The 26,657-nt window shown below is 60.8% G+C and carries 26 protein-coding genes; 15 read left to right on the top strand and 11 right to left on the bottom strand.

The annotated features are described in order from the left end of the window. Window positions 1–308: 308 nt before the first annotated feature. Window positions 309–887, top strand: coding sequence for a hypothetical protein (locus tag LRS06_RS11450; RefSeq protein ID WP_257871612.1), 579 nt, complete (start codon window positions 309–311; stop codon window positions 885–887). A 70-nt stretch (window positions 888–957) separates the two neighbouring features. Further along, entirely contained in the window at window positions 958–1,926 is a 969-nt protein-coding gene (locus tag LRS06_RS11455) for an HNH endonuclease (protein ID WP_257871613.1), read from the top strand. A 26-nt stretch (window positions 1,927–1,952) separates the two neighbouring features. On the opposite strand, the gene LRS06_RS11460 is transcribed toward LRS06_RS11455, so the two are convergent. After that, on the bottom strand, window positions 1,953–2,681 hold the full coding sequence (locus tag LRS06_RS11460; protein WP_257871614.1) for a metallophosphoesterase: 729 nt from the start codon (window positions 2,679–2,681) through the stop codon (window positions 1,953–1,955). A gap of 320 nt (window positions 2,682–3,001) precedes the next feature. Between LRS06_RS11460 and LRS06_RS11465 the strand changes: the two genes are divergently transcribed. Continuing rightward, window positions 3,002–4,090 carry a hypothetical protein gene (locus LRS06_RS11465; RefSeq protein ID WP_257871615.1) on the top strand — a complete coding sequence of 363 codons (1,089 nt, stop codon included), beginning with the start codon at window positions 3,002–3,004 and terminating at the stop codon, window positions 4,088–4,090. A gap of 99 nt (window positions 4,091–4,189) precedes the next feature. Here LRS06_RS11465 and LRS06_RS11470 read toward each other — a convergent pair whose 3' ends face one another. From LRS06_RS11470 to LRS06_RS11505, 8 genes are all read right to left on the bottom strand, one after another. Then, window positions 4,190–4,951, bottom strand: a complete 762-nt coding sequence (locus LRS06_RS11470) for a hypothetical protein (protein WP_257871616.1) — start codon at window positions 4,949–4,951, stop codon at window positions 4,190–4,192. After that, window positions 4,914–5,216 carry a hypothetical protein gene (locus LRS06_RS11475; protein ID WP_257871617.1) on the bottom strand — a complete coding sequence of 101 codons (303 nt, stop codon included), beginning with the start codon at window positions 5,214–5,216 and terminating at the stop codon, window positions 4,914–4,916. The genes LRS06_RS11470 and LRS06_RS11475 overlap by 38 nt, the downstream gene beginning before the upstream one ends. A 58-nt stretch (window positions 5,217–5,274) precedes the next feature. Continuing rightward, window positions 5,275–5,901 carry a hypothetical protein gene (locus LRS06_RS11480; RefSeq protein WP_257871618.1) on the bottom strand — a complete coding sequence of 209 codons (627 nt, stop codon included), beginning with the start codon at window positions 5,899–5,901 and terminating at the stop codon, window positions 5,275–5,277. 12 nt (window positions 5,902–5,913) lie between these two features. After that, window positions 5,914–6,495 (bottom strand): hypothetical protein, encoded by a 582-nt coding sequence (locus LRS06_RS11485; RefSeq protein WP_257871619.1) that lies wholly within the window; start codon window positions 6,493–6,495, stop codon window positions 5,914–5,916. A gap of 9 nt (window positions 6,496–6,504) precedes the next feature. After that, window positions 6,505–6,816, bottom strand: coding sequence for a DNA-binding protein (locus tag LRS06_RS11490; protein ID WP_257871620.1), 312 nt, complete (start codon window positions 6,814–6,816; stop codon window positions 6,505–6,507). A 64-nt stretch (window positions 6,817–6,880) separates the two neighbouring features. Continuing rightward, a complete protein-coding gene (locus LRS06_RS25545; RefSeq protein ID WP_374679425.1) occupies window positions 6,881–7,807 on the bottom strand; it encodes a DNA cytosine methyltransferase in 927 nt (308 codons plus the stop codon). Continuing rightward, window positions 7,804–8,091 carry a helix-turn-helix domain-containing protein gene (locus LRS06_RS11500; protein ID WP_257871622.1) on the bottom strand — a complete coding sequence of 96 codons (288 nt, stop codon included), beginning with the start codon at window positions 8,089–8,091 and terminating at the stop codon, window positions 7,804–7,806. Before LRS06_RS11500 ends, LRS06_RS25545 begins: the two co-directional genes overlap by 4 nt. Window positions 8,092–8,093: 2 nt before the next feature. Next, complete coding sequence (locus LRS06_RS11505; RefSeq protein WP_257871623.1) at window positions 8,094–8,357, bottom strand: hypothetical protein; 264 nt, start codon at window positions 8,355–8,357, stop codon at window positions 8,094–8,096. A gap of 102 nt (window positions 8,358–8,459) precedes the next feature. Between LRS06_RS11505 and LRS06_RS11510 the strand changes: the two genes are divergently transcribed. From LRS06_RS11510 to LRS06_RS11535, 6 genes are all read left to right on the top strand, one after another. Next, the gene (locus tag LRS06_RS11510) at window positions 8,460–9,338 is read left to right on the top strand and encodes a LexA family transcriptional regulator (protein ID WP_257871624.1); all 879 of its coding nucleotides are present in this window, start codon (window positions 8,460–8,462) and stop codon (window positions 9,336–9,338) included. Between the two features lie 275 nt (window positions 9,339–9,613). Next, complete coding sequence (locus LRS06_RS11515) at window positions 9,614–10,744, top strand: alkene reductase (protein WP_257871625.1); 1,131 nt, start codon at window positions 9,614–9,616, stop codon at window positions 10,742–10,744. Window positions 10,745–11,206: 462 nt separating this feature from the next. Beyond that, window positions 11,207–12,052 carry an SDR family oxidoreductase gene (locus LRS06_RS11520; RefSeq protein ID WP_374679443.1) on the top strand — a complete coding sequence of 282 codons (846 nt, stop codon included), beginning with the start codon at window positions 11,207–11,209 and terminating at the stop codon, window positions 12,050–12,052. Between the two features lie 129 nt (window positions 12,053–12,181). Continuing rightward, window positions 12,182–12,781: a gluconate 2-dehydrogenase subunit 3 family protein gene (locus LRS06_RS11525; protein ID WP_257871627.1), complete on the top strand. Its 600-nt coding sequence runs from the start codon at window positions 12,182–12,184 to the stop codon at window positions 12,779–12,781. A gap of 86 nt (window positions 12,782–12,867) precedes the next feature. Beyond that, window positions 12,868–14,544 (top strand): GMC family oxidoreductase, encoded by a 1,677-nt coding sequence (locus LRS06_RS11530; RefSeq protein WP_257871628.1) that lies wholly within the window; start codon window positions 12,868–12,870, stop codon window positions 14,542–14,544. A 14-nt stretch (window positions 14,545–14,558) separates the two neighbouring features. Further along, on the top strand, window positions 14,559–15,893 hold the full coding sequence (locus tag LRS06_RS11535) for a family 1 glycosylhydrolase (RefSeq protein ID WP_257871629.1): 1,335 nt from the start codon (window positions 14,559–14,561) through the stop codon (window positions 15,891–15,893). A 3-nt stretch (window positions 15,894–15,896) separates the two neighbouring features. Here LRS06_RS11535 and LRS06_RS11540 read toward each other — a convergent pair whose 3' ends face one another. Next, window positions 15,897–16,616, bottom strand: coding sequence for a hypothetical protein (locus LRS06_RS11540; protein ID WP_257871630.1), 720 nt, complete (start codon window positions 16,614–16,616; stop codon window positions 15,897–15,899). Window positions 16,617–16,808: 192 nt separating this feature from the next. On the opposite strand from LRS06_RS11540, the gene LRS06_RS11545 reads away from it, so the two are divergent. From LRS06_RS11545 to LRS06_RS11570, 6 genes are all read left to right on the top strand, one after another. Beyond that, the gene (locus tag LRS06_RS11545) at window positions 16,809–18,239 is read left to right on the top strand and encodes a pitrilysin family protein (RefSeq protein ID WP_257871631.1); all 1,431 of its coding nucleotides are present in this window, start codon (window positions 16,809–16,811) and stop codon (window positions 18,237–18,239) included. Window positions 18,240–18,251: 12 nt separating this feature from the next. Then, a complete protein-coding gene (locus LRS06_RS11550; RefSeq protein WP_257871632.1) occupies window positions 18,252–19,745 on the top strand; it encodes a pitrilysin family protein in 1,494 nt (497 codons plus the stop codon). 426 nt (window positions 19,746–20,171) lie between these two features. Then, the gene (locus tag LRS06_RS11555) at window positions 20,172–20,903 is read left to right on the top strand and encodes an alpha/beta fold hydrolase (RefSeq protein WP_257871633.1); all 732 of its coding nucleotides are present in this window, start codon (window positions 20,172–20,174) and stop codon (window positions 20,901–20,903) included. A 168-nt stretch (window positions 20,904–21,071) separates the two neighbouring features. Continuing rightward, window positions 21,072–22,118 carry an alpha-amylase family glycosyl hydrolase gene (locus LRS06_RS11560; RefSeq protein WP_257871634.1) on the top strand — a complete coding sequence of 349 codons (1,047 nt, stop codon included), beginning with the start codon at window positions 21,072–21,074 and terminating at the stop codon, window positions 22,116–22,118. Next, window positions 22,022–23,080: an alpha-1,6-glucosidase domain-containing protein gene (locus tag LRS06_RS11565; RefSeq protein WP_257871635.1), complete on the top strand. Its 1,059-nt coding sequence runs from the start codon at window positions 22,022–22,024 to the stop codon at window positions 23,078–23,080. The genes LRS06_RS11560 and LRS06_RS11565 overlap by 97 nt, the downstream gene beginning before the upstream one ends. 89 nt (window positions 23,081–23,169) lie before the next feature. Continuing rightward, complete coding sequence (locus tag LRS06_RS11570; RefSeq protein ID WP_257871636.1) at window positions 23,170–24,003, top strand: MIP/aquaporin family protein; 834 nt, start codon at window positions 23,170–23,172, stop codon at window positions 24,001–24,003. Window positions 24,004–24,119: 116 nt separating this feature from the next. Here LRS06_RS11570 and LRS06_RS11575 read toward each other — a convergent pair whose 3' ends face one another. Beyond that, window positions 24,120–26,456 carry a patatin-like phospholipase family protein gene (locus tag LRS06_RS11575; RefSeq protein ID WP_257871637.1) on the bottom strand — a complete coding sequence of 779 codons (2,337 nt, stop codon included), beginning with the start codon at window positions 26,454–26,456 and terminating at the stop codon, window positions 24,120–24,122. Between the last annotated feature and the right edge of the window lie 201 nt (window positions 26,457–26,657).

The raw sequence follows: 26,657 nt of genomic DNA on the forward strand, positions 1-26,657 counted from the left end.
CAGCTTTAGGAATCGTTAGAGGCATTATTATGCCCTTATATGAACGAAGACCTGCGGATGAAACCGGCTATTCCTTGGGGTATGTTTTGAAAGCACTGTTTGCCGTGAGAAGCAATATGTTACCGTTCTTGGCACTCATGCCGGAGGGGATACAGCCGCCGGATGATGCTCAAGCCTAGCTATAGCGTGTGCGGGATGCGATGCCGAGGAGACCTGGAAGGCTCCGGCAGATTTAGCAGTCTATGCTGTGGGAGTTGGAAACAGCAGTTGGCGGGCGGCGTTTGAAGGGGTATGTGTAGTTTGGCGGTATGATCTTGCAATTCGTGGCCCAGTATTCAACCGGCCGCATCCGCTACACGCAGACTTCTTTTCTGGAGCTGGAAACGGCGACGGAGGTGCACCGGATAGATCTGGTGGGCAAGTACAGCTGGGGACTCAAACGTGGAACGGGCGGGCAGCTGGCCTACCATACCGAACACCCACTGCTTTGGGGGTTCAACGCCCCGCATACCAGCCTCTACATGAACGCCCGGCCGATGCAGGCAGACGTGGGGGCATTGCTGGTCGAGCTGAAGCAGGAACTGAATGGCCTAGCCGGGGAATGGCAGGACCGGGTGCGGGGCTCCTGGCATCCGTGGTGGCGGCGCATTGTGGCCCACAATCTGGCGGGTGGGCAGGGGCTGTTGCTGGACACGGTGCCCGTATTTGCGGCTGACGCTGCAGCCCGTGTGTGCGCCCGGCACGGTGTGGCAACCTATCTGTTCCCACAAGTCAGTGGCCGCCTGGCACCCCGGCCCGAGCCGTACGTCTTGCTACTGGTGGGGACGAACTACGTGGTTGCCCAGGATTTTGTGGTCAGCACGCTGTGCGGAGCCTGGGCGAAATAACGGAGCGGTAATGCGGTAACGGCATTGCGGCCGACGTCCTTACTTTTAAGGCAAACCAACTTGTCTACCCGTGACTGATCTGACGCGCTATACGGATAAGCTGACCCGGCTAAAGCTGGCTTCCTCCAACATCGGGGGGATAAAGCTGGAGGCGCCCTACAAGCCTGCGCTGCTGCTGGCTGTGCTGGAAGGCATAGAAGAAGGTAGCATCAGTGACAATCAAATCCGGATTACGCCTGAGCTAATTGCTGCCTTCAAGGCTTTCTGCCACCTGTTGAGCCCAGGGCCGGAGTACTCGGCCTGCCCGTTTCACATGCCCTTTTTCCACTTGCAAAGCAGTGGCTTCTGGCACCTGCAGAGCCGGCCGGGGCAGGAGTTGGTGTTGACCTCGGCGCGTTCACCACGCAGCTTCGGACACTTGCGGGATGTCACGGCGTATGCCTACCTGGATGCACCATTGTGGGAGCTGGTGCTGCAGCCGCTGGCACGGGAAGAAATACGGCAGGCGCTGCTGGTACGCTATTTTCCCCTGACGCGGCAGTACTTCCGGCCCCAGGCCGGGCAGGAAAAGCTGGACGAACTGGGACGGCAGATGCTGGAAGAGCCGGCTGCTGAATACCGGCGGGAGGTGGACATGACCGACGAGACAGAAGTTCTGGTGCGTAGTGCGGTGTTTGGGCGGGAGGTGCTGCGGGCGTACAGTTCAACCTGTGCCGTGTCGGGTCTGCAGCTGCTGAGTACGACCGGATCGGCGCCCCTGCTTGATGCCTGCCACATCGTGCCCTGGTCGGTGAGCCACGACGACACCATCGGCAACGGCTTGGCGCTGTGCCCAAACCTGCACCGCGCGTTTGACCGGCATCTGTTCTGGATTGACGCCGACTACCGGGTGCGCATTGCGGAGGGCTTCGGGGAGCTGGGCGGGCATGCGTACGGCGTGCAGCAGTTTCATGGCAAGCAGCTGCAGTTGCCGAAAGTACGGAAGTGGTGGCCGCAGGTGGAGAATCTGGTGGCACAGCGGGAAGCCTCCACTTGGTAGGATGGGCAATGACCCTGGCCAGCAGATTACTGTGGGAGCTGCAACGTCAGGAACTCGTCCGGGCTGTGGTCGTGGCAGTCGGCGACGATGAAACCAGTTTGGGTGGCTTCGTTGATGTCGGAGTGGATGTGCGGTTGGGGCGTGTGGCCCACTACCTGGATCAGGCCGGGCAGCAGGCCCCGGCTCAGGTGTACCGGGCGCACCCACAGGGGACCGTCTACCCGGTTGCGCCCACCATTGTAGCCGGACACCTGCCAGAGCAGCTGCCGGCCCTGCTCTGACGCCAGCAGGTGGTTAAGCGTGTCGGCCAGGTTGTCGGGACGGGCATGGTGGCCCAGCAACAGACGAATGGCCAGCCGGTTGGCCACCATCCACATATCGGAGACGCCGGCGTGGGTGAATAAGTAAGGCCCAATTTGCCAGGCCACCTGGAACAGGGCCTGGTGCGTTTTGAATAAGATGTGCAGAGCCGGGGCCAACTGGGGGCGGAAACCGGAGCACTGGAAAGTGGGGTAAAACAGGTAAGGGAAGCAATGGTTGCCCAGCAGCAGAACAACCCGCTCGGGCTCCCGCTCGCGGAGCAGCAGCACGTCGATGAAGTTGTCGAGCATGGGCTGGTCAGCGACGGTGAAGCTGTCGAGGTAGTCGCCGAGGAATACCACCCGGTCAGCCGGGGTAGCGGCCGTCAGGAAGTCGGTTACCGACTGGTGCCAGTTGGCGCGGCCGTGCAAGTCGGGGACGATAAGGATGCGCATGAGTTGAAGTAAGACGCGGTGCAAGCTTCCTGGCTATTTCTGCTGCATAAATGCGTTAACTTACTATGGTTAGGATCACAAGCAATTATTTTAATAAGCTAATTAGAATGCACTTATAACTATAGCGGTTTTGCTTTTGGTGCACTCTTTTGGCCTTAAATACATCTGATTATCAACTTGTTGACTGCATGAAAATGGGTGCAATGTTCACGAAACCGCTATCGGTTGACGTCTATGCTCATAACCTATCTTGGTTCGCAAAGGAGCACTCGGCTATATTGCTTTCATAAATAATCATACAACGCTGTAACAAAAATAATATGCTTGAAAACGAATACGCTACTAACAAATCAGTATTCTCATTTTTTAAAGTCTATTTCTGGGTTCTGTTTCTTGTAAGCTTACTCGCTGCTGCGGCGTTTGGTGTATTTAAGGATGGTAAAGGAAGCGGGCTTCAAATTTTTGGATTACTGACCCTTTTTGGAGTCGGAGCTTATGTGTACGTGTTGCTAAAATTAGGAGTATCACTGAAAGCACTTCAGGTTTATCTGAATAATCTGGCTTCAGGCGATGCTGTGCAAGCGCTCGAAGCTGGCCGTCGCTACTACTCAATTAAAAGGAAGGGACTGACAGGAGCTGATGGAAGCGGCCTTACTATCTACGATGAGCAAGCTATTCAGAATGACCTCACCTCATTTATGCACGGTGGAACAAGTTCCATCGACTATAATGCTGCTGAGAATCCGTTCACTCCGACTAAAATGGTAATAGCTACGTGCTGTTCAGTTGTTCTGATCGGCATCACTTACTTTTTGTCACCCAAATCACATGCTGAATCTTTGGGTTCAGACTCCACATCTGCTGACGGCTACTACGCATCGCAGGATCAGCCAGTAGCACAAACCGACACATTTCGAATAGACGCTTATCAGCAGGATCAAAGACAATTAGTTTCAACACAGAAACAACCTGCTCTCGCTTCCGATAGTGTTGAACAGAACCTAATAACTAGCTCAACAACTGAGCAAGCAGTTATTGCTTCCGAAGAAGCACCTATTTCGAATGAGCAAAATGCGGATATCGTAGGTACATGGATCGGTACACTGGGGGATAAACCTTTCGTGCTACACGTCGATGAAACAATCGGAGGAAAACTGACTGGCTGGAACAAGACAGGTAATAACAAACGTCCTGTGACAGGGTCTGTCAAAGAATTTACAGAGCAAGGCAGCAATGTAAAATACGAGTTGATACTTAATGAGCCCGGGTCTGATAAATGGGACGGCTCATTCACCCTTACGTTGACCGCGCCGATGGCCAATGCTGCGCCGACAGAACTTATGGGTGAATGGAAGTCTTTCAACGGCAAGCTCACGAAGGATGTGGAGGCAAGCAAAGCAGTGGAATAGCTGAGTATCGAATATGATTAGTTAGACACCCCCATGCGGACTCGTAGTCTGCTTGGGGTGGCACTTATTTATATTGAAGTCAATCAGCATAACAACTTTCTATAGCTTATTACTCTCGACAAATCGTTGGTAAGTCTGCTGATGGCGGCGGCTAATGGCTGTTCTAGCAACCTCAGAAGGCTGCCAATCGGGTCGTGGGTTTCGGTGGGTAGCGGCAGTGGTTTCGGCGCGCAGCTGTTCGGCCTGTTCTGGAGTCAGGAGGCCACGCTTTTCCTTCTGGCTGATGATGGTGAGGCGCTGGCGAATGTGCCCGGCGTTGGGGTGGTCGACGGGGATGCGGCGGGCCAGGCCCTGGGTGAGCTGGGGAGCGGCCTGCTGCAGTTGGGCCAGCTCCTGCTGCTGGTTGCTGGCCTGTTGGGCCTTCTGGTCGAGGTGCAGCTGTTCGAGGCGTTCGGCCTTGCGGTTGAAATACTCCTGCAGCAGCGCATAGATGCGGGACGGGTCAAGGGATTGATAGAACTTGCTCCCACGGGTGCGGGCTTCCTTCAGGGCCAGGATGATGTCTTTGAGGCTGTCGTGGGTGTAGGTATAGGCGAGTGTATCGGCCAGCTCCAGGATGTCAGCCGCCTCGGGCTTGTCGGGGACACGCAGCGAGTCCAGGAATGCCCGCAGGATGATGACCAGCAGCTTGATCAGCACGGCCTCCCCTAACTGGCGGCGAAGCTGAAACAGCTTGGGGGCCTGCGCAGCCTGGAGGGGCGTGAGGCCTACCGACAGCTCGGCCAGCAGGGCGCGGGCCTCGGGGTTGGGCGTGCCGGCCAGCTCACGAATCGTACTTGGAGCGGTAGCCAGTGCGAGCAAAGAGTGTTCCGGCGTCGGTGGACGCAGCGCCGGGCTGGTAGGCACTGACGCCGGGGGCCAGTTTGAGGCGGTTATCGTGAGCATCGTTGAGGAAGAATTGAATGGCGGTGGCATGCCAGTCGCGGCGGCGGGGCGGGTGGCCCTTTTGCCGCCAGGCACTGATGCGGGCGTGGTAGTAGCGTAAGTCAGCCAGCGCGTAGTCGGTGCCGGCAAAAGCGTTGGCGAAATCGTCGTAGCTGGCTAACTCAGATTCCGCGAATGGCACCTCGGGACGGCGTGGGTGACTGGAGCCTACCCCCTTCTTTTTTGCGCAGCACCCCGCTTTATTCGCGGCGTCTTGGGGGCTTCGCCTGTGCCGTTAGCATGGCTTGTTGGAGTTGATGAATCGTCATCACTTGAAAGCTCTTCGTCCGGCCAAATCTGCTCCTCTTTTTTTTCGGTCCGCCGCTGCTGTTTTGATGTAGATGTTTACTACTACAATCTGTTTTATTCCCTATAAGGAGTACCGGGGGCACTTCTGCACCTGATGAGCCTTTTACCGGGGCCACTTTTGCCCCTGATAACAGGGTGGTATCGGAGGCATTTTCGCCTGTGGTAGTGCGGGTTTTACCGGGGGCAGGTTCGCCTCTGGCAGGACTGTTTACTTCGGGCACTTCTGCCCCCGATGCGTCCGTCAGGAAACAGCGGCTGGGCTGGTGCCGGGAGGTACTGGGCTGGTAGGTGAGCAGGCCCCAGGTTTCCAGGTCGCGCAGCGCAGCGCGGTAGGTACGCTCGTTACCAATGTGGGCTGCCTGCATGATGGTCTGGTGGAGGAGGTCGATGCCGGGGGAGAAATGGCTGGCGTTCCACTGGTAGAACAGAGCCCAGTAGAGACTGATATGGTGGGGAGTAGCGGCGGGCTGACGGCTTAGTTGCTCATGGATGGCACGGGTGTGGCGGATGTAATTCACAGGCCGGCGGCGTTAGGCGCCGACTCCCGACTGCGGCGCGGCGGTGGGCGAATCGAACAGATTAAGCTGCCGGTACTCGGTGCACTTGCCCCGGAGAGCCGCCTCCACTTCAGTTAAGGCGTCAAGGACGGCCGTGTCGAGCAGACCCGCATAGTTGTATGCCTGGCTGGTTTCATCGTCGTAGGCGACGTAGGGGCTGGTGAGGTTGAGAATCTTGCCGCCACTGAGCATGCGTTGGCCAATGAGCGTCACCCCGCCGCCGCCCTGACCTACACTCAGGCCGGTGACGGTGAATTGGTCGAAGTGAGAGGGCAAAGCTTCGGCCGGGTCTTCGGGCCAGTAGGTGGGTGTTTCCGTCAGCTGCTCAGTCAGCAGACATAGATGTGGCACTAGGCGGCTGAAGGCGTGCAGCAGGTCGGGGTGAACCAGCTCGTGCGCGGTGAGCGTGAAGGCCCGGGGCGGGGCCTCGTCGGTGCGCTGCTCCGTGAATTCGCAGACGAGCTGCTGGTTTTTGACTTTGGCTTTCTGGATACGGATGACGGACGGCGTGGCCGGCGCGTCGGGGCCGACGATGGGGGCAAGCTGGGTGGTCATAGGCTAGGGTTAGTCGGGTAAGGGGCCGTCCAGCGGGCGGCGGTTGTAGCGGGTGAGGTAGCAGGTAAGCTCCGAGAGGCGGAACCCCCACTCCTTTTCGTTAAGGCGCAGGCCCTGCAGGCGGCCCTGGCGGCGGGCATTGCGGACACCCTCAGGCTTGAGCCGGAGGTACTGGGCCGCCTCGCGCACGTTGAGGATGCGGTCGGGCGGGGTGGGCGGGGCGGCCGGGGGGCTCAGTTTTTTCACCTCCTTGCGGAGACGGGCAACTTCGTTGAGGAGGCCGTTCCACTCAGCCTCGGAAACCAGGATAACAGCTTGCATGACAGTAGGGTAAAGGGTGAAACAATACCCCATTAACAGGCAGACCGGCCGTTGGTAGGCAGTGTCAGGGCGCGGCGGAGAGGCCGTCTTCGTAGTCGGCAATGAACTGAAAGAACCGGGTAGGAATCTGAGGTACCAGCGCATTCCCGGCGGCTTTTATGGCGTGGCGGGCCCAGCCTTTCGGCTCCGGCGCATCTGCTGGCGCACCTGCTGCATCTGTGCCTCCGTCAGGTCGCACCAGTTGGGAGGAAACCCCATCAGCTCGAGCACGAAGCGGGGGTTGAGTGAGAGGCCAGGAACCGGTACCGGCTGCTCCCGCATCAGGGCCACGGCCAGGCCCCGGTAGGCGCTTGGTCGTAAGCGGTTCAGGCGGCTGGGGTAGGCCTGGGGATTCTGGGCATCGTTGGCTATGGGCGTGGGCAGCATCTTCACCAGCAGCGCCAGTGTAGGACGTTCCGCCGCCCCCGGTGACGGGCTGCGGTTGATGCGGCCGGTCCCGGCGTCCACGGTCGTGGGTGTGGGCCAGAATCCAGACTCGCTCCCGCTGGTGCGGGGCACCGACACCGCAAGCCGGAATAAGCAGCGGCCAGACTTCATAACCTGCAGCTTCCAGGTCAGTGAGCACAGCGGCGAGGCCCAGGCGGACGTGGTGAGCAACATTTTCACCAAGGACCCAGCCGGGCCGCAATGCGTCAACAAGGCGGAGCATCTGCGGCCAGAGCGCACGGTCATCCGTCGCGCCGCGGCGCTTCCCGGCGGCGCTGTAGGGCTGGCAGGGGTAGCCACCGGAAATAATGTCAACTGGCGTGGGGGCGTAGACATCGTGAATGTCGAGGTACTGATGGGCGTGAGGAAAATGCCGGCGGCTGACGGCGTTGCAGAACGGGTCTTTTTCGACTGTCCAGGTGGTAAGAATACCCGCCTGACTGGCCGCCAGCGGAAAACCGCCGATGCCGTTGAACAATGCCCCGTGGGTGAGCTGCCGGCTCATGCGGCCGGGCGGTGGTAGCGGCGCGGGTAGGCATCAAGGGCAGAGCGACGAAAGCCCCAGTCCTTGTCGTTGAGGCGCACACCGGGAATGCGGCCCAGACGGCGCGCCCGCCGCAGAGCCTCGGCGCAGAGGCCGATGTAGGCAGCGGCCTGCTCAGTTGGCAGCACCTCATCCGGGGGAGCTTCTGCTGCGCTGGCGCGGTGCTGCTCGGCCGTTTCCAGTTTCTCCAGACGCCCCAGAATCTGCTTCCACTCAGGCTCAGGAATGAGTACGACGGTCTGCATGGCTACTGCTCGGTTAGCTGGGCAATGCGCTGCTGGATGATGCGCTGCGCGGCTTTCTCCTGCTCGATAGTCTCCAGTAGTGCATTAATAATTACCGGAGTACCATAACCACGCCGAATGACGCTATGCAGCGTGCTACGGGTGAAGCTATGTCCCTGCTGCGTAAGCTTTTCCAGCGTATTCTGCACAATAGTGGTCCGGGCCCCTAACTGCCGGACCAGTTCATGGAGGGTGGAGGCTTTGCCGTTATTACGCGGTTGTTTCATGTTATTATGCGAAAAGAATGTATATTTGTTTTGTACCTGCTACAAAACAGTACACATATTACTATGCTTTTCGCATAAAAGAAAACCAAAACACGCCTAATAATGCAACAAGTTGAGCCACAGGGCAATAATTCTTTGCCCAACACCCTGGATGCTGAAGTAGGTAGTCGTATCAAGGAGCTGTTTAAGCAGCACAACCTGACCACGTATGAGGCCAGCGTGAAGCTGGGCTATGGGAAGTCAAGCAAGCTCTACAAGACGCTCAGCGGCGAAGTGAAGCCTTCTTTCGAAACGCTGTTTGACATCTTTGCCTGCTTTCCGAACGTCTCAGCGGATTGGCTGATGCTGGGTCGGGGCCCGATGGAAGTAGGCGGTAGCGCCCCTGTCGTGAAAGCTACGGCGCCGCATCAGAGCAGCAGTCTGCAGGTGCTGACGGTAACGGTAGACAAGGATGGAGAAGAAACCACAGTTCTGGTGCCGGTGCATGCCCAAGCTGGCTACTCCTTGCAGCACAACGAGGCCGTGTACCTGCGCGACCTGCGCCACTACAAAATACCGGGCTTTGAACACGGGTCGTACCGCGCCTTCGAGGTGGCGGGGGACAGCATGATTCCCATCTTTAATCACCACGACGTGGTGGTAACGTCCCTCGTGGATGACCGGCGGCTGCTGGAGCCGGGGGAGGTCTATGTAGTGGTAACCAGCGAGAGTGTCATGCTCAAGCGCATCCGCCAGCAGATTACCTCGCCCGATATGGAGGTGCTGTTGTACTCGGACAACCCGCACCGCAAGCCCTACCCACTGGAAGCCCGCGACATTCAACAGCTGTGGCGGGTGCGGGGCTGCGTGTCAAGCTTTATTCCCAGCGCCCCCGACGTAACGACGGAACGGTTGTGGGAAGTAATTGAGCTGCTGGGGCACGATAAGAGCGAGGTGAAGCGGTTTATGATGGAAGACGCCCCCTCTGACGCCCCCCATTGAAAACGAACAGTTGCTGCGTGTCACGCAAGCGACTGATGAATAAATAGTTACTGAGTCTTCTGAGTTGTAGGTTCTGTCACCGTCTCTGGTACAAAAAAAGCCCTGTATTGCTGCAATACAGGGCTTTTTTTGTTGGTGGGGCTACCCGAGGTAGAAGTCGTAGTGAAAAGAAAGCGGTTGACCTGAAAACATTCGTGTAGCTACACGGGTTACTGGCAACTGACTTTCCAACCAACAAGCTGGCACGCTCCGGCTTGCTACACGCTACTTTTCTCATGACCCAGACAACCCAATTATTTACGCCCTTCCAGCTCGGTGCCATTGAGCTGCCCAACCGCCTCGTAATGGCCCCGATGACGCGCAGCCGGGCGACCAACCCCGAAAACGTGCCTACCGACTCGACGGTGCAGTACTACGTGCAGCGCGCTACTGCGGGCCTCATCATCACGGAAGGGGCCCAGGTATCTGCCCAGGGTGTGGGCTACATCAACACGCCCGGTATTCATACCGAAGCCCAGGTAGCGGCCTGGAAAAAAGTAACCGACGCCGTACATGCGGCGGGTGGGCGCATTTTTATTCAGCTCTGGCACGTGGGCCGCGTTTCGCACCCTGCTTTCCACGGTGGCGAGCTGCCGGTGGCTCCTTCGGCCATCAAGCCCGAAGGCGCAAAAGCATTTACTGGCCAGGGGTTCGAGGAAGTGCCCACGCCCCGGGCGCTGGATCTAAATGAAATTGCGGGCGTAGTGGACCAGTTTCGCCAGGCGGCCCGCAATGCCAAGCGCGCCGGCTTCGATGGAGCGGAAATCCACGGCGCCAACGGCTATCTGCTCGACCAGTTTCTGCAGGACGGTGCCAACCAGCGCACCGACGAGTATGGCGGCAGCGTAGCAAACCGCGCCCGTTTCGTGCTGGAAGTGGTGCAGGCCGTGGTAGATGAGCTTGGGGCCGACCGCGTAGGCATCCGCTTCGCGCCTCAGGGCAGCAGCAGCATCAAGGACTCCGACCCGGTAGCTACTTTCAGCTACGTGACTGAGCAGCTCAACCGCTTCAAGCTGGCGTATCTGCACGTGGTGGAAGCCCGCCCCGGTCACCCAATGGCCGCCGCGCCGGGCGTACCTGCCGTGGCGGCGCACCTGCGCAAAATCTTTCAGGGCACCTTTATCCTGAATGGTGGCTACACCCAGGAAACAGCCGAAGAAGCCCTGGCCGGCAACGAGGCCGACCTGATTGCCTTCGGGGTGCCCTTCATTGCCAACCCCGATCTGGTGGAGCGCTTCCAGCAGGGAGCTGCCCTGAACACACCCGATTACAGCACCTTCTACGTGCCCGGCGACAAAGGCTACATCGACTATCCTTCGTTGGCAGAGGCGAAAGTCTCGCAGGCCAATGATGTGTACAGCAACTAGCTGTTGCACTGGTCAAGCAACGGCAAAAGGCCCTTTCTGCTCCGGCAGGAGGGGCCTTTTTCTGATATAACTGGCTGCCAGCCACTGAGGAGTACGGGGGTACTATGCGCCCGCAGTTCTCTTTACGCACCCGGCCAAGCCTATGTCGTTTCGCCGTAGGCTTGACTGGGGTTCAGAAGCGCAGGGGTAGGAGCGCCCCGCGTTTGTCTTTGGGCCGAGGCCTATGCGCTCCTGAAAAAATGCGGGCTTTCTGCCTTTCCCCACCCGACTGCCCGCCCGGTTTCTGCGTATGGTTGAGCTACACATTCTGACTGCGCTCCAATGGCTGCCAACAAACCCGCAAAAAAGACTTCGGCCGCGTCGTCCACTCCGGCCAAATCGGCCGCTACACCCGCCGCTAAAAAAGCCGCCAAGGCTTCGGCGGAAGCTCCCAAGCCGGTGACGCGCCCGACGGCCAAGGACATGAAGCAGCATGCTCAGAAGCTGCCTTACCCGGCCAAACAAGCCGATATGAAGCTGCAGCCGGGCATGAACTTCAGCACTTACCGCGCGGCCGGCAAGCTGCAGGACAAAATCGCCCTTATCACGGGTGCCGACTCTGGGATTGGCCGGGCCGTGGCGGTGGCTTTTGCTATGGAAGGTGCCCACGTGGCCGTGCTCTTCAACGAAAACCTGGCGGATGCCGAGGAAACCAAGCGCCTGGTAGAAGCCCAGCAGCGCCGCTGCCTGCTGCTGCAGCTGGACGTGCGCGACCCGGAGCAGTGCCGGCAGGCCGTGCGCCGCACCCGCGCCGAGCTGGGCGGGCTGAATATTCTCGTCAACAACGCCGCCTTTCAGATGGCGCAGGAAAAGTTCGAGGACATTCCCGAAGAGCAGATTCGCCGCACCTTCGATACCAATATCCTAGGCTACATCTGGATGGCGCAGGCCGCCGTGCCGCACTTCACCAAGGATGACTGCATCATCAACACCGGCAGCATTGTGGGCCTGACTGGCAACCCGCTGCTCATCGACTACACCGCCACCAAGTCGGCCATTCACGCCTTCACCAAAAGCCTGGCTACGCACCTGGGTGAGCGGGGCATCCGGGTGAACTGCGTGGTGCCCGGCCCGGTCTGGACGCCCAACATCCCCGGCACCATGCCCCAGGAGGAAATCGAGAAGTTTGGCTACGAGGTGGCCCTGGCCCGCCCCGGTCAGCCCGAGGAGCTGGCCCCGGCCTACGTGCTGCTGGCTTCCCAGGATGGCTCGTTCATGACCGGCTCCCTCGTGCACGTGACGGGCGGCAAGCTGAGCAGCGACCAGTAGTTGAGCTACTGCCTCGCCCCAAAAGAAGTGCTTCTCCACTCGGAGAAGCACTTCTTTTGTTTGAATAATAACTTTTGAACCAGCGTAGTGGTACTGTAGAAGCTCGTCATTAACGCTGACTCTTCTCTTATGCCGCAGTACCCCGCAGGCACCGTTCGCGCTTTACTCTCCACCGACCTCGTAACGCCGGCAACCCGTGCGGCCTTGGAAGCCCGGCTGGTTTCGGCCGCTGGCTACGAGCCCCAGTTTTTTGACCCTGCCACCTATGCCTTGTTGGAAGCTGTGGCGGCCCGCATTTTCCCGCAGCCTGATCGTGAAACACCCATTGCCCTGACCCCTGCCATCGACCAGCGCCTGTTGGCTGGCACCGCCGACGGCTGGCGCTACGATGCTATGCCCCCCGACCGGGAAGCCTTCCGGCTGGGGCTGGGCGGTATCAATCAGGCGGCGCAGGCGCAATTTCAGCAGGTGTTTACTGCCTTGGATGAAGCCCGGCAAGATGCGGTGCTGGAGCAGCTGGCGGCTGGTAATGCCGCTGGTGAGAATTGGCAGCAGCTTCCGCAAAGCCGCTTTTTTGAGGACCTGCTGGCTGAGCTGACCGAAATCTACTACGCTCATCCCCTGGCTCAGGAGGAAATCGGCTACGTGGGCATGGCCGATGTGCCCGGCTGGCAGCGCCTAGGCCTCAACGAAACCGAAGACCGGGAGCCTACGGAGGTGAAGTTGTGAAGTGGTGAGTTTGATGTTCGACTTACGCCATTTGCGCATTGCCGCTTAGCACATTTCACCACCTCACTGTTTCACCATCTCACCTTATGCCCGAGGAAGAAGTACTGGAAGAAAGTGTGCTGAACCCGGTGAAACCGGAAATCCAGGATCCGCTGCTGCAAGCCCTTTTGGCCGAAAGTGCCGCCCTTGACGCTGCCCCGACCGAGCAGGAACTACCGGATCTTCTGCCCAACCCCGTGGAGGAGGTTGACTGCGTGGTGATTGGAACCGGTGCGGGCGGGGCACCGTTGCTGGCGCGCTTGGCTATGGCCGGTCTGAAAGTAGTGGCCCTGGAAGCCGGTCCCCGCCGCAACCCGGCCCGCGACTACGCAACCGACGAAAAAGCCCAGAGCTTCCTGTTCTGGAACGACGAGCGGCTGTCGGCAGGCCAGAGCCCGGTGGCGTTCGGCAAAAACAACTCGGGCACCGGCGTGGGCGGCTCCACTTTGCACTACACCGCCTACACCCCCCGCGCCCACGCCAACGACCTCACCCTGCACCGCGACTTCGGCCAGGGCGTCGACTGGCCGTTTGGTATCGAAGAGTTGGAGCCGTACTACGAGGAGCTGGAGCACTTTCTGGGGGTCAGCGGGCCTACGCCTTACCCCTGGAACCCGAGCCGCCGCAAAGGCTACCCGCTGGCCCCGCTGCCCCTGAACGGCGCAGCCCAGCTCATGCAGCGCGCCTGTGCTCAACTGGGGATTCAAACCTCACCGGCGGCCAACGCGGCGCTGTCGGCGCGCTACTACCAAGAGGGCATTGGGTGGCGCGAGGCCTGCACCAACCGGGGCTTCTGCCAGGCCGGCTGTAACCGCGGGGCCAAAGCCAGCATGGACGTCACCTTCCTGCCCTTGGCCGAAAGCTACGGGGCCGAAATCAGGGCCGATGCCTTTGTGACGGAAATTGAGCGCGACGAGCAAGGCCGGGTGACGGGTGTGGTGTACGAGCAGTATGGACAGACAGTGCGCCAGCGTTGCCGCCACCTGTTTTTGTGCGCCGGAGCGGTGGAAACGCCCCGCTTGCTCATGCTCAACGAGCTGGCCCTCAGCAGCGGCCACGTGGGCAAGAACTTCATGGCTCACCCGGGCATGCAGGTGTGGGGTACATTTCCGGAGGACATCCGGCCCTACAAAGGCATTCCGGGCGGGCTGATTTCCGAGGACACGCACCGGCCCAAGAATGCCGATTTCGCGGGGGGCTACCTGTTGCAGAGCATTGGGGTGATGCCCGTGACCTTTGCCACCCAGATGGTGCGCCAGCGCAAGCTCTGGGGCCAGGCCCTGCGCGACTACATGCGCAGCTACAACCACATGGCCGGCATCAACATTCTGGGTGACTGCCTGCCGCACGCGGCGAACTTCCTGGAGCTGGCCGAAGAGAAAGATGCGCGGGGGCTGCCCAAGCCCCGCCTGCACTTCACGGCCCAGGAAAACGAGCAGCGCATGAACCGCCACGCCGAAAAGCTGATGCGCCAGATCTGGGAAGCCGCCGGTGCCCGCGACATCTGGGCTTTCGAGCGGTACGCCCACGTGATAGGCACGGCGCGCATGGGCCTAAGCGGCGACGACGCGGTAGTAAACCCCGAGGGCCGGGCCTTCGACGTGCCCAACCTCTACATCTGCGACAACTCCGTGTTTCCCAGCGCCCTCAGCGTCAACCCCGCCCTTACCATCATGGCCCTCAGCCTGCGCACCGCCGATAAGTTTCTGGCCAGCCTGCGGTAGCTAACAGCTCACGTATGAAATCCTTTCTCACGCATATCAAGAAACACTTCGGCGACGGCAGCTACCAGGGCGACCAGTACGGCGGGGCTGCCGGCCACGACGGATCCGGCCTGCCCACCAACCTGCCCGGTAACTTCATGTTTGCCACCGGCATTGAGTGTTCGTATCCCACCATTGCCAACGGCACCATCCGGCGCGACCTGCTGGCCGAAACCGACCACTACAACCGCTACCAGGAAGACCTGGCGCTGGTGCGGGAGCTGGGCCTGAAGGTGTTGCGCTACAACCTGCCGTACTACCTCATCCACAAAGCCCCCGGCCAGTTCGACTGGGAGTTTGCCGACAAGGCCATGGCCGAAATCAAGCGCCTGGGCATCACACCCATTCTGGATTTGATGCACTTTGGCGTGCCTGACTGGGTGGGCAACTTCCAGAACCCCGAGCTGCCCGTGCACTTTGCGGAATACTGCGGGGCCGTGGCCCGGCGCTACCCCTGGGTACGGTTCTACACGCCCGTCAACGAAATCTACGTGACGGCCCGGGCCTCCGCCAAGGACGGCATCTGGAATGAGCAGCTGAAGGACGACCGCGCCTTTATCACGGCCATGAAGCACATTACGGCGGCCAGCATCATGGGCAACCAGCAGATAGCCAAGTACCGGCCCGACTGCGTGATTGTGCAAAGTGAGTCGGCAGAGTACATCCACGAGATGCGCGCCGTGCAAAGCCCCGAAATCCGGCTGCAGAACAAGCTCCGGTTTCTCTCCCTCGACCTGCTCTACGCCCACACTATCGACTCGGAAGTGCTGCTCTACTGCCTGGATAACGGCCTCACGCGCGACGAGCTGGAGTGGTTTATGGCTGGCGAGCCGCCCGGCTACCAGATCATGGGCAACGACTACTACGGCCGCAACGAGCGAATCATCAAGCCCGATGGCAACTGGTGCGCGGCCGAGGACGTGCTGGGCTGGTACACTATGACGCGCCAGTACTACGAGCGGTACCGCAAGCCTGTGATGCACACCGAAACCAACACCTTCAACGCCAAAGATGCCGAGTGCTGGCTCTGGAAGCAGTGGGTGAACGTGCAGCGCATCCGCCAGGACGGTGTGCCGGTGGTAGGCTTCACGTGGTATAGCCTGCTGGACCAGCTCGACTGGGACATCAGCCTGGCCGAGAAGCGCCTTTCCGTGAATGCCTGCGGCCTTTACGACCTCGACCGCAAAATCCGGCCGGTAGGAGAGAGCTATAAAATGATGATCCGGGAGTTTGGGCAGATAACCATGGTGCCCCACGGCGAAATGTTCGAGCTGACTTCCCGGCCCGCGACGCTTAAAGTGGAGAAGTAGGCCTTAAAACCGCACTTCGTAGGTGCGCTCCTCGTTTCGACCCAGCAACAGCGAGTCGCGCGTGACGGTGAGTGGCGTGTCGGAGTTGCGGTACCGAAGCACCTTGATTCGCAGCAGCTGCTCGGCGGGCACGTCAAAGGAAGTGGTGGTGCTACTACCGGTTATAGCCGGACTGGCAAAGCCCGCAACAGTGCCGCCGTAGCCATTCCGTCCCGGCCCTGGCTTGAAGGTAATATCGAGACTGATTCGGTCATTGGTCTGCATATCGGCGGGGTTGAGGAGCTTGCACACCAGACTGGCGGGCCGGGGCAGCCAGTACGTGGGCGCTACCAGTAGCGTGTCGCGCTGCTGCACGGTGGGCACGTGCGCGCCTTGTATACCGTAGTAAGCAGGCTGGTTGACGATTTCGATGTCCGCGTCCAGGTAGCCCGTTGTCAGCTCTTCCTCCGTCAGGGCGTAGCGCAGCGTGTAGTTGCCATCCGCGTCGGTGGTAGTGGTGGCCTTGGTGCGCAAGCCCGTCCGGCCAAAAAAGCCATAATCCCTGAACCAGACCACTTTGATAGGTAGCCCGCGTAGTGGCTCGGTCCCGTTACCGGTCATGAAGCGGCCCTGCACCGTGGTGCAGCCGGTCTGGCATCGACTGGCTACATCCTCCTTTTTGCACCCACTGAGCAAGATGATGCCCAGGGGCAACGCTGCTAGGCAATGGTATAGTAAATTCATAAGAACAGTGGCTAACAATACGTCAAGGTAGTATTTCGCCTTCGCAACGCCAACGGCTCGGGCTGCTTTATGAGGCGTATAGTACCGGTTGACGCATTTGGTACTGCCGCCTGCTGCCTATTGCTGTTGATTCAAGGAAGATTGCGTAGGTTGAAGGCTCATTTCAGTTCTCTTCATCCTAACCTCTCTTCTATGAAAACACGCATATCCGACCGTGGGTCGGTATGGAGCACGGCAGCCTTACTGGCGGTGCTCGGCGGGTGCAGCCCCAAGGCCGCATCCGTTGTGAACACCCCCGCTCCAACGCCGGTAGCAGCCGCTGCTCCAGCGGCCCCGGCGGCATCTTCGTTCCAGATTCCGGTGGAGTACTACACCCTGCCCAACGGCCTGAAGGTAGTCCTCTCGCCCGACCACACCGCGCCCACGGCTACCGTGGCGGCCTACTATAACGTAGGCTTCCGCAACGAGCCCCGCGACCGGACCGGCTACGCGCACTTGTTTGAGCACCTCATGTTCCAGGGTTCCCAGAACCTGGGCAAGATGGAGTTCATCCAGCTGGTGCAGAAGAACGGCGGCACGCTCAACGGCTCTACCCGCTTCGACTTCACCAACTACTTCGAGATAGTGCCCGCGCATAAGCTCGAAACCATGCTCTGGGCCGAAGCCGACCGGATGCGCGGCCTTGCCATCAACCAGGCCAGCCTGACCAACCAGCAGGGCGTAGTGAAAAACGAGGTGCGGGTGAACGTGCTCAACCAGCCCTACGGCGGCTTTCCGTGGCTGGATATGCCCCAGTACGCCAACAAAAACTGGAACAACGCCCACAACTTCTACGGCGACCTGAAGGACCTGGACGCGGCTACCCTGCCCGACGCGCAGGCCTTCTTCAAAACCTACTACGCGCCCAACAACGCGGCCCTGGCCATTACGGGCGACTTTGAGCCCACCGAAGCCAAAGCCTGGATAGAGAAGTACTTCGCCAACATTCCGGCCGCTACCCAACCACCCAAGCCCGACATCACGGAGCCCCGCCAGGAAAAAGAGCAGCGCTTTACCAAGGACGACAAGCTGGCCACCAAGCCGGCCCTGGCCTTTGCCTACCACATGCCCGACCGCAACACGCCGGAGTACTACGCCCTCATCCTGCTCGACCAGATTATGCTACAGGGCAAGGACTCGCGCCTCTACCAGGCCATGGTGCAGAAGCGCGGCCTCACCGACAACGTGAGCGGGGGCATCAACTACCTCGGCAACGCCTTCAACTACTCCGGTCCTATGCTTTGGATGGGTGACCTGGTGTACGACAACACCGTGAAATCCGACTCCGTGGTAAGCGTGCTCGACCAGGAAATTGACCGCCTGGCCAAGGGCGGCATCGACCAGAATACCTTGGACCTGGCCGTAGTGAAGCTGCGCTCCAACCTATATGACCAGCTTGCCGGCTTTGGCCGGGCCGATATGCTGGCCTCGTTTGCCTTGTTCGACAACAACCCCGCCCGCATCAACGAGCTGGAAGCGGAGTTCCGCAAAGTAACGCCCGCCATCATGCAGCGCACCGTGCAGGAGTACCTGCGGCCTACCAACCGCACCCTGCTCATCGTCAACCCGCTGGCCAAAAGCTAACCTAACCACGCCATGAAAATCCTAGTAAACGGGCTGCTCTGCGTGGCCCTGGCTTCGGCCGCCGCTCCGGCCGCCCTGGCCCAGACGAAAGTCAAGGTGAAAACCAAAACCACGGGCGCGGCTCCCGCCAAACCGGCCGCTGCCGCAACTCCCGCGGCTGCGGCAGTACCCACCACGCCCCGCGAAACTCCGCCCGCCGGTGGCACCCCGCGCGACTTCACGCTGCCGGCCAAGGAAGAATTCACGCTTTCCAATGGGCTGAAGGCGAAGCTGGTGCCTTACGGCCAGGTGCCCAAAGTGACGATGATGGTGGCCATTCAGGCCGGCAACGTGCACGAGGAGGCCGGGCAGGTAGGCGTGGCTGATCTGCTGGGCAAGCTGCTCAGCGAAGGCACCGCCACGCTTTCGGCCCAGCAACTGGCCGACAAGGTAGCCCGCATGGGTGGCGACCTAAGCGTGTCGGTGGGCATGGACCAGACCCAGATTTATGCTTCCTGCCTGAGTGAGTTTGCCCCCGAGCTGTCGGCGGTGCTGGCCGATGTGGTGCTGCACCCCACGCTGCCGGAAAGCGAGTTTGCCCGCGTGAAAGCCGACTTTAAGCGTCAGATGTCCCTGGCCCGTGCCCAGCCCGGCACCCAGGCCCGCCAAAAGTTCACGGCTGCCCTCTACGGCACCCACCCCTACGGCCGGCCCATTCCTTCCGACGCCGAAATTGACGCCCTCACGCTGGCGCAGGTGAAAACCTTCTACCAGACGCAGTACGGCGCCCAGCGCACGGCCGTGTTCGTGGCCGGCAAGTTCGACAACGCCGCCGTGCGCGAGGCCATTACCAAGGCCTGGGTGAGCATGCCCAAAGGCCCGGCCCCGCACATCGAAATTGCCAAGTCCCAGACCCGTCCCGACATCACCACCCTAGACCGGCCCAACGCCCCGCAGTCGACCATCGTCATCGGTCTGCCCGTGGTTGACCCCTCGCATCCCGACTATACCAAGGTGCGGGTGATGAACTCCCTGCTGGGCGGCTCCTTTGGCTCGCGCATCACGCGCAACATCCGGGAAGACAAGGGCTACACCTACTCGCCCTACAGCTACCTCGAAACCCACTACCGCACCGGCAACTGGAGCCAGAACGCCGACGTGACCACCCAGGAAACCGGCAACTCGCTCAAGGAAATCGTGTATGAGATTGAGCGCCTGCAGAAAACTCCACCCACAACCGAGGAGCTGAAAGGCATCCAGAACTACGAGTCGGGCATGTTTGTGCTGCGCAACTCCACGCCCGGCGGCATCATCGGCCAGCTCAACACCCTGGAGCTGCACGGCCTGCCCGATTCTTACCTCACCGAGCAGGTGAAGAACATCAACGCCGTGACGCCCCAGCAAGTGAGCGAAACCGCCCGCAAGTACGTGCGTCCCGAGGCCATGACCATTGTGGTGGTAGGTGATAAGAAAATCATCGACCCGCAGATCAAGAAGTTCCAGGCTTCCCGCAAGAAGGCGCTGTAACCGGTTAGTTGATGTCAATAGAAAAGCCCGCACTGAGCTATCAGTGCGGGCTTGTTTTTTAGCCCGAAGTGCCCCAGCCCAGGTGGCAGACTTAGCCAGCAAAATTGGCGCGTCTGCCCGCCGACGGGTAGAAGTCAGTCTCCCGGGTGACGGCCGCGCCAGCGGCCATGCACTCTGCCCCGTCAACAGCCCCGCTTCCCCACGCGAGAAGCAGAGCATGTCTTTGTCAGCAGAATGTCTGGTAAAGACATGCGCCATGTCTGCCAACGACATTCGCCATGTCTGCCAACGTCATTCGAAATGTCTGGCAAGGATAATAGGCATGTCTGCCAACGACATTTCGACGGCAAAGCAATGATATATCTGCCTGGGAGGGGGCGTCCGGCTTGCGTACCCGAAGCTTACTCCCGAGCGTACAAGCTTCCTATGCCTGATTCTCTTACGTTTGTTGGCCTGCATTACTGGGCCGGTTCTGGCCGCGCCTTCCAACCCGTAGCCGATTTGCTGGCTCCTGACTACGCATTTCTGGCGCCCGACCTCGGTGGCTTTGGGGAAGCACCCATGTCGGCCGGTGGCTTTTCCGTGGATGCCTACGCCGATGAGGTAGCGGCCTTCATCCAGAAGCACGGCCTTTCGCGCTACGTGTTAGTAGGCCACAGCATGGGCGGCAAGATTGCGCTGGCACTGGCGGCCCGGCAGCCTCCCGGGCTGGCCGGCGTGGCGTTGCTTAGCCCTTCGCCACCCACCCCCGAGCCCATGACGGATGAAGACCGCGCCGCCAGCCTGCGGGCCTGGGGCAAGCTGGCGGAGGCCGAAAGCACTCTGCGCCGCATCACCGTCCGGGCGCTGCCCCGGCACTGGCATCAGCAGATTGTGGCCGACAACCTGCGCAGCAGCCGGGCTGCCTGGGACGCGTGGCTGCTGCACGGCAGCCGGGAAAACCTAACTGACCGGGTGTGTGCTATAGCGGTGGCCTGCACCATCCTGGCCGGCGACCAGGACGCCGTAATGTCGCCCTCCGTGCACGGCCTCGAAACCCTGCCGCTGCTGCCCGAAGGCACGCCGCTGGAAATTATCGGCGGGGCGGGTCACCTGCTGCCTTATGAGGCCCCGCAGGAAATAGCCCAGCTGCTGCGCAGCTTTGCTCTTCGGCTGTGAATATATAGCCCTGCAGCGCGGCCAAGGAAGTTCATCGGCCCGCGCAGGCAGCGTTGTTTAAAGGCACAAGCCACGTAAGTGTCCGTTAATTCGAGGTGCATGAAAGACCAGCTATATAGGTGAAATAGCAGCGGGAAAAGTCGAACTTCGTAGCCTATTTCCTTTCCCATGAAGCTTCCACTTTTCTGCGCGGCCCTGCTCACGCTTGGGTCGCTCAGCACCTGCCGCACCGCCCTGCCCACCGATACCTACGCCGCTCTGCCCACTTACGACGGCCCCGACCTGGGTTTGACCTTCGTACGCGGGCAGGCCCGCCTGCGGGTGTGGGCACCCACCGCCGAAAAGCTCCAGCTCAAGCTCTACGCCGAGGGCACCGGTGGCGCGCCGGTGGCTGAGTACCCCATGCAGAAAGCGGCCGGCGGCACCTGGACGTACACGCTGCCCGCGCAGCCGCCCGGTCGTTTCTACGTGGTACAGGCCACCATTCAGGGTCGTCAGCTGGCCGAGGTGCCCGACCCCTACGTGCACGCCGTGGGCCTGAACGGGCAGCGCGGCGCCCTGCTCGACCCTGCCACCGTGAGCCCCGCCGAGTGGGAAGACGACCTGCGTCCCAAGCTGCGCCAGCCTACCGACGTGGTGATTGGGGAAATGCACGTGCGCGACGTATCCATGCACCCGGAGTCGGGCCTGCGCAACAAGGGCAAATACTTGGCGCTGGCGGAGCTGGGCACCACCGGGCCCGGAGGGGTGAAAACCGGCCTCGACCACCTTTCGGAGCTGGGTATCACCCACCTGCACCTGCTGCCCACCAACGACTTTGCTTCCATCGACGAAAGCCAGCTGGCGGCCAACCGCTTTAACTGGGGCTACGACCCGCTGCACTACACCGTGCCCGAAGGCTCGTACTCCTCCGACCCCGCCGACCCCGTTGCCCGCATTCTGGAGCTGAAGCAAGTGGTGCAGAAGCTGCACCGCCGCGGCCTGCGCCTGGTGCTGGACGTGGTGTATAACCACACCGCCGATGCCGCCCGCTCATCCTTCGAGCAGCTGGTGCCCGGCTACTACTACCGCCACCGCGCCGATGGCTCTTTGTCCGACGCAGCGGCCTGCGGCAACGAGTGGCCTCCGAGCGGCCCATGGTGCGCAAGCTCATCGTGGAGTCGGTGGCGTACTGGGCGCGGCACTACCACGTGGATGGGTTTCGGTTTGACCTGATGGGCGTGCTGGATTTGCGCACCATGCGGTCCGTACGGGTGGCCCTGGATGAAATCGACCACTCCATCTTTGTGTACGGAGAAGGATGGACGGCCGGCAGCTCGCCCGTGCCCGACGCCGAGCGGGCTCTGAAAGCCAACGTGGGCAAGCTGGACCGCATAGCTGCCTTCTCCGATGAGCTGCGCGACGGTGTGAAAGGTCACTTTGCCCGCCAGACCGAGCCGGGCTTTGCCAGCGGCCAGCCGGGCCTGGAGGAAAGCGTGAAGTTCGGCATTGTGGCCGCCACTCAGCACCCCCAGCTCGACTATACCAAGGTGAACTACTCCAAAGCGCCCTGGGCCAACTCCCCGGCTCAGACCATCAACTACGTGGCCTGCCACGACGATATGGTGCTCTGGGACAAGCTGGCCGCCGCCAACCCCGGCGTGCCGGAGGCAGAGCGCGTGAAGATGGATTTGCTTAGCAACGTCATCGTGTTTACGTCGCAGGGCGTGCCGTTCTTGCCCATCGGCGACGAGTTTCTGCGCACCAAGGGCGGCTCGCATAACTCCTATAATCAGCCCGACGCCGTGAATCAACTGGATTGGGGCCGCAAAGCTCAATACGCGCGGGTGTTCGAGTTCTACCGCCAGCTGATTGCCCTGCGCCGTGCCCACCCAGCCTTTCGTCTGCCTTCGCAGGCTGCCATTCAAGAGCACCTGGAGTTTTTGCCCAACGTGCCGGCCAATACCATCGGCTACCGCCTGAAAGACCACGCCGGCGGCGACGAGTGGAACACGATTACGGTGCTTTTCAATGGCAACCGCCAGCCCGCTTCGCTGACCGTGCCCGGTGGCAAGTACTCTGTGGTGCTGGCCGGCAAAGAAATCAACCCCAAAGGTATCCGGCCGCTGGAAGTTGCCGGGGTGAGTGCAACGGTGGAAGTGCCCGCTTCCTCAGCCCTGATTCTGGTGCAGCCGTAGCGGCTCTCGGGCCGGGTAGGTAGCTCAACCGTAGCAACCGGCCATCCGGCGGCGCGTTGTAGAAGGCAGCTTTCCCGAATCAGGTGTTTATGCCATTTGCTGCCCATCTGCGCGTTGCTTTTCGTCGTCACTGGCCCTATTACCTGGCTGAGGCAGCCGGATTGGCCTTCTTCGTGCTATGCGCGGGTTTGCTGACGGTGCTGCTGGAGCATCCCGCGTCGCCGCTGGCGCCGTGGCTGCCCATGCAGCCGGTGGCACGCCGCGCCCTGATGGGCCTGGGCATGGCGCTGGTGATTGTGAGCATCGTGTATAGTCCCTGGGGCAAGCGGTCCGGGGCCCATATCAACCCCGCCGTGACGCTGGCGTTCTGGCAGCTGGGCAAGCTGCGCACCCCCGATGCCGTATGGTACGTGCTGGCCCAGCTGGCCGGAGCTGTGGGAGCCGCACAGCTGCTACGCGGGAGTCTGGGCCGCTGGTATGCCCACCCCGCCGTAAACTTCACCGTTACTGAGCCGGGGCCACAGGGGCCTTTGGTAGCGTTTTGGGCGGAGTTTGGTATTTCCTTTCTGCTGATGATAGTGCTGCTTGTGGCCCTGCATTCGGGCCGGCTGAAGCGCTGGACGGGCGTGGTACTGGGGCTGCTGCTGGCCGTGTACATTGTGTTCGAAACGCCCTATTCTGGCATGAGCCTGAACCCGGCCCGCTCCCTGGGCACGGCGCTGGCCGCCGGTAGCTACCAAGGGCTGTGGCTGTATTGGGTGGCGCCGCCGCTGGCCACGTGGCTGGCTACGGTGCTGTTTCGTTACCTGCACCACGGTGAAGACCTGGAATGCGCCGTGCTGGCCGGCTGCGGCCCTGGTCCCGCCTCGCCCCACACAGCGGGGGAGGAACCACCGCACTATCCTACGCAGCAGCCGGAGTAGTTGAGTAGCCCATAGTTCGTTGTTTGTTTGCAGTTGTTCGTTTTCAGATGGCAATGACGGCCAGCTTCATACTGAATAAGGTAACAGCAAACAACGAACAACCAACCCGAAACAACCTAATCCAGAGACCGGTCGCGGAATAGCACGTAGCCGATGTGGGCAAACACGCCGAAGCGGTGCTCCCGCTCATCGTAGGTGATGAACTGCAGCGACGCCGGCCCTACGGGCGTCTGGTAGGTAAGCCCCGTCATGGCCGTGAGGTAGGGCCGAGAAACGGTATTCTCGCGTTTGGCGAGCAAAGTGTTGTTGGGGTCGCGGCCCCAGGGACGCACCAGCACGTGCGCGTATACGGAAGTACGCCACTCCACGGGCCCAAACAGCGCCTGCACGTAGTGCAGCCCGCCGGCAGCATAGGCTGTGCCCCGGTAGCGGTCCAGGAACAGGGTGCGGGAGTCGGGCAGGGGCAGGAAAGCGGGGGAGGCGGTGAGCGAGGAACGGTAGGTGGCAAACCTTCCCTGCGTAGTAGCCACTAAGTCGGTGGTGAAGCCCCAGGATTTCGTGCGCACTCCTACACTGTCAACCTTATTCAGCGAGAAAAACTGCTCGATAAACGCGCTGGCCCGGAGCCACTGGTGGTTTTTCTTGCGGCCCTCCAGCTCAAGGGCCGTGCTGCCGGGGTCGTAGTTCTCTACCCCCGACACGGCCCGGAAGCCAAACTCCACGCGGCGGCCCAGGGTAGCATACTGGCGCCGGTTCTGGGAGTTGCGCTCGAAACGCAGCGCTGCCGTGAAACCGCTGAGGCTACTTTGGTCGAGGTTGTCCTGGCTGTTCAGCGAATCGGTATTGGCAAATCGGTCACGGTTGGTAAAGGCCCCGGCCGTGAGGATGTAGCGGCTGCGGTAGTTGGGGCTGATGCCAATCTGCACGTTGGTTATCAGGTCGCGCTGCTGAATCTGGGTGGTTTCGGTGTTGGTCCCCAGCAGGCCCCCGGTGTCCTGATAGTTGAAGTTGTTGAACGTAAGCTGGGGCTGGATGTAAAGCGGAAACCGGCCCGGCACACTGACGCGGAATGCCGCATGCACCCCATTGTAGAAACGGCCCACGGTGGCGTTGGCCTGCACGGTGTAGAGGTAGCGGTTGAGGTAGCGGAAGGAGCCGCCCAGGTAAAAGTTGCTCATGGAGCGCGTAGACAGCAGCACGCCCAGGTCGGCGGTGAGGTTGTTGGCCTGGCGGGCATCCACGCTCAGTACGTATCCCTGCTTCTGCTTATCATACATCACCCGCGGGTACACGTTGGAGAAGAAGTCGTTGTCTACCAGCGTGAAATAGCCTTCCTCGATATCAGAGGGCGTGTAGCTGGTGCCGGTGCGCCGGAAAAAGCGCCGCACAAAGGCCTGCTGCTCTGTGGGCAGGCCCTGCACGTTCACCTGCTTGAAATCGGGGCGGGGCGCGCGCTCCTGGAAAGCCCGGCGGCGCTGCTGCAAAGCCAGCGTATCCTCGCGGCGCGGAATGCGGCGCAGCATCAACGCCAGCTTGGCCTCGGCAGCAGTTTCGCCCAGGTTCACCAGCTTCTTGGCGCGGTTGAAGTCGCCGGCGCCGTAGCCTTCCAAGTCAGGCTGAATGAAGATACCGTTGGGCCCTACCGACAGCGTATCGGCCACGTTGGAGCCCAGGAAAACGAGCGTGCCGGTCAGCAGCTGGTCATCCTTATCCTTGGGGTACTGCTTGTAGGCCACGTCGCCCACGTTCACCCCAATCATAATATCGGGCTTGAACTCTTCCTTCATCACGCCCGTGGGAAAGTTATCTACCACGGCCCCGTCGAAAAGGTAGCGGCCATCGGCCTGCCGGATGGGGCGGAACGCCAGTGGAAAAGCCATGGAGTTGCGCACGGCATCGGCCAGGGACCCGCTGCGTTGCACCACGCGCTTGCGCGTGAATACCTCGGAAGCCACGGCCCGGTAGGGCACCAGCAGCCGGTCGAAGTCGTAGTCGGAGATGGCGCCGGCGGGAGCCAGCATGGTGGCCAGCTGGTAGTTGAGGGTGGCGTCGTTGATCAGGCGCGGCGTGATGCGCGTCTTGAACTTGCTGTCGATGGCCAGACCCAGGTGCAGGGCGGCGGGGTTGTCGTCGGTTTCAAAGTAGTTGTACACCTTGCCGTTGAGGGGGCGGTTGGCCACCCAGTCCTGAAACGCCTGGCTGAGCACGATCTTCTCAATTTCGTCGGGGGAGTAGCCGGCAGCGTACATAGCGCCTACAATAGCGCCCATGCTGGTGCCCACAATGTAGTCGATGGGGATGCGGTTTTTCTCCAGCACCTTCAGCACGCCCACGTGGGCCAGCCCTTTGGCCCCGCCGCCGCTGAGCACCAGGCCCACTTTCTGCGCGTGGGTGGTAGAAATGCTGAGCAGCACGAGCAAGCCGCTCAGCCAGGAGTAGAGTTTTTGTGGCATAGGAAAGGGAATCCGCCCGGGGTGGGCAGCGCGTTTCCTACGCAAGCGCCTGCAAGAGGTTGAAGAGGTCAGCCGTATCAGCCGCAACCAGCACGTCCGGATGAGACTCAGAAGGAGGCAGGGCGAACTTAAAGACGAGCTTACCCGTCCCTGTCTGTAAGCTCAAAATGTTGGTTTCGCGTTGGCTGCGCGTCTTTATGC

This window comes from Hymenobacter sp. J193 (genome assembly GCF_024700075.1).
Taxonomy (GTDB): Bacteria; Bacteroidota; Bacteroidia; order Cytophagales; family Hymenobacteraceae; genus Hymenobacter.

Excerpts from the sequence above, each read along its gene's own strand:
- LRS06_RS11450 (WP_257871612.1), top strand. The coding sequence starts at position 309 with ATGATCTTGCAATTCGTGGCCCAGTATTCAACCGGCCGCATCCGCTAC.
- LRS06_RS11560 (WP_257871634.1), top strand. The coding sequence starts at position 21,072 with ATGAAGCTTCCACTTTTCTGCGCGGCCCTGCTCACGCTTGGGTCGCTC.
- LRS06_RS11460 (WP_257871614.1), bottom strand. The coding sequence starts at position 2,681 with ATGCGCATCCTTATCGTCCCCGACTTGCACGGCCGCGCCAACTGGCAC.
- LRS06_RS25545 (WP_374679425.1), bottom strand. The coding sequence starts at position 7,807 with ATGAGCCGGCAGCTCACCCACGGGGCATTGTTCAACGGCATCGGCGGT.
- LRS06_RS11540 (WP_257871630.1), bottom strand. The coding sequence starts at position 16,616 with ATGAATTTACTATACCATTGCCTAGCAGCGTTGCCCCTGGGCATCATC.
- LRS06_RS11530 (WP_257871628.1), top strand. The coding sequence starts at position 12,868 with ATGCCCGAGGAAGAAGTACTGGAAGAAAGTGTGCTGAACCCGGTGAAA.
- LRS06_RS11465 (WP_257871615.1), top strand. The coding sequence starts at position 3,002 with ATGCTTGAAAACGAATACGCTACTAACAAATCAGTATTCTCATTTTTT.
- LRS06_RS11490 (WP_257871620.1), bottom strand. The coding sequence starts at position 6,816 with ATGCAAGCTGTTATCCTGGTTTCCGAGGCTGAGTGGAACGGCCTCCTC.
- LRS06_RS11555 (WP_257871633.1), top strand. The coding sequence starts at position 20,172 with ATGCCTGATTCTCTTACGTTTGTTGGCCTGCATTACTGGGCCGGTTCT.
- LRS06_RS11510 (WP_257871624.1), top strand. The coding sequence starts at position 8,460 with ATGCAACAAGTTGAGCCACAGGGCAATAATTCTTTGCCCAACACCCTG.
- LRS06_RS11575 (WP_257871637.1), bottom strand. The coding sequence starts at position 26,456 with ATGCCACAAAAACTCTACTCCTGGCTGAGCGGCTTGCTCGTGCTGCTC.
- LRS06_RS11525 (WP_257871627.1), top strand. The coding sequence starts at position 12,182 with ATGCCGCAGTACCCCGCAGGCACCGTTCGCGCTTTACTCTCCACCGAC.
- LRS06_RS11515 (WP_257871625.1), top strand. The coding sequence starts at position 9,614 with ATGACCCAGACAACCCAATTATTTACGCCCTTCCAGCTCGGTGCCATT.
- LRS06_RS11550 (WP_257871632.1), top strand. The coding sequence starts at position 18,252 with ATGAAAATCCTAGTAAACGGGCTGCTCTGCGTGGCCCTGGCTTCGGCC.
- LRS06_RS11535 (WP_257871629.1), top strand. The coding sequence starts at position 14,559 with ATGAAATCCTTTCTCACGCATATCAAGAAACACTTCGGCGACGGCAGC.
- LRS06_RS11500 (WP_257871622.1), bottom strand. The coding sequence starts at position 8,091 with ATGCAGACCGTCGTACTCATTCCTGAGCCTGAGTGGAAGCAGATTCTG.
- LRS06_RS11485 (WP_257871619.1), bottom strand. The coding sequence starts at position 6,495 with ATGACCACCCAGCTTGCCCCCATCGTCGGCCCCGACGCGCCGGCCACG.
- LRS06_RS11505 (WP_257871623.1), bottom strand. The coding sequence starts at position 8,357 with ATGAAACAACCGCGTAATAACGGCAAAGCCTCCACCCTCCATGAACTG.
- LRS06_RS11570 (WP_257871636.1), top strand. The coding sequence starts at position 23,170 with ATGCCATTTGCTGCCCATCTGCGCGTTGCTTTTCGTCGTCACTGGCCC.
- LRS06_RS11545 (WP_257871631.1), top strand. The coding sequence starts at position 16,809 with ATGAAAACACGCATATCCGACCGTGGGTCGGTATGGAGCACGGCAGCC.
- LRS06_RS11520 (WP_374679443.1), top strand. The coding sequence starts at position 11,207 with ATGAAGCAGCATGCTCAGAAGCTGCCTTACCCGGCCAAACAAGCCGAT.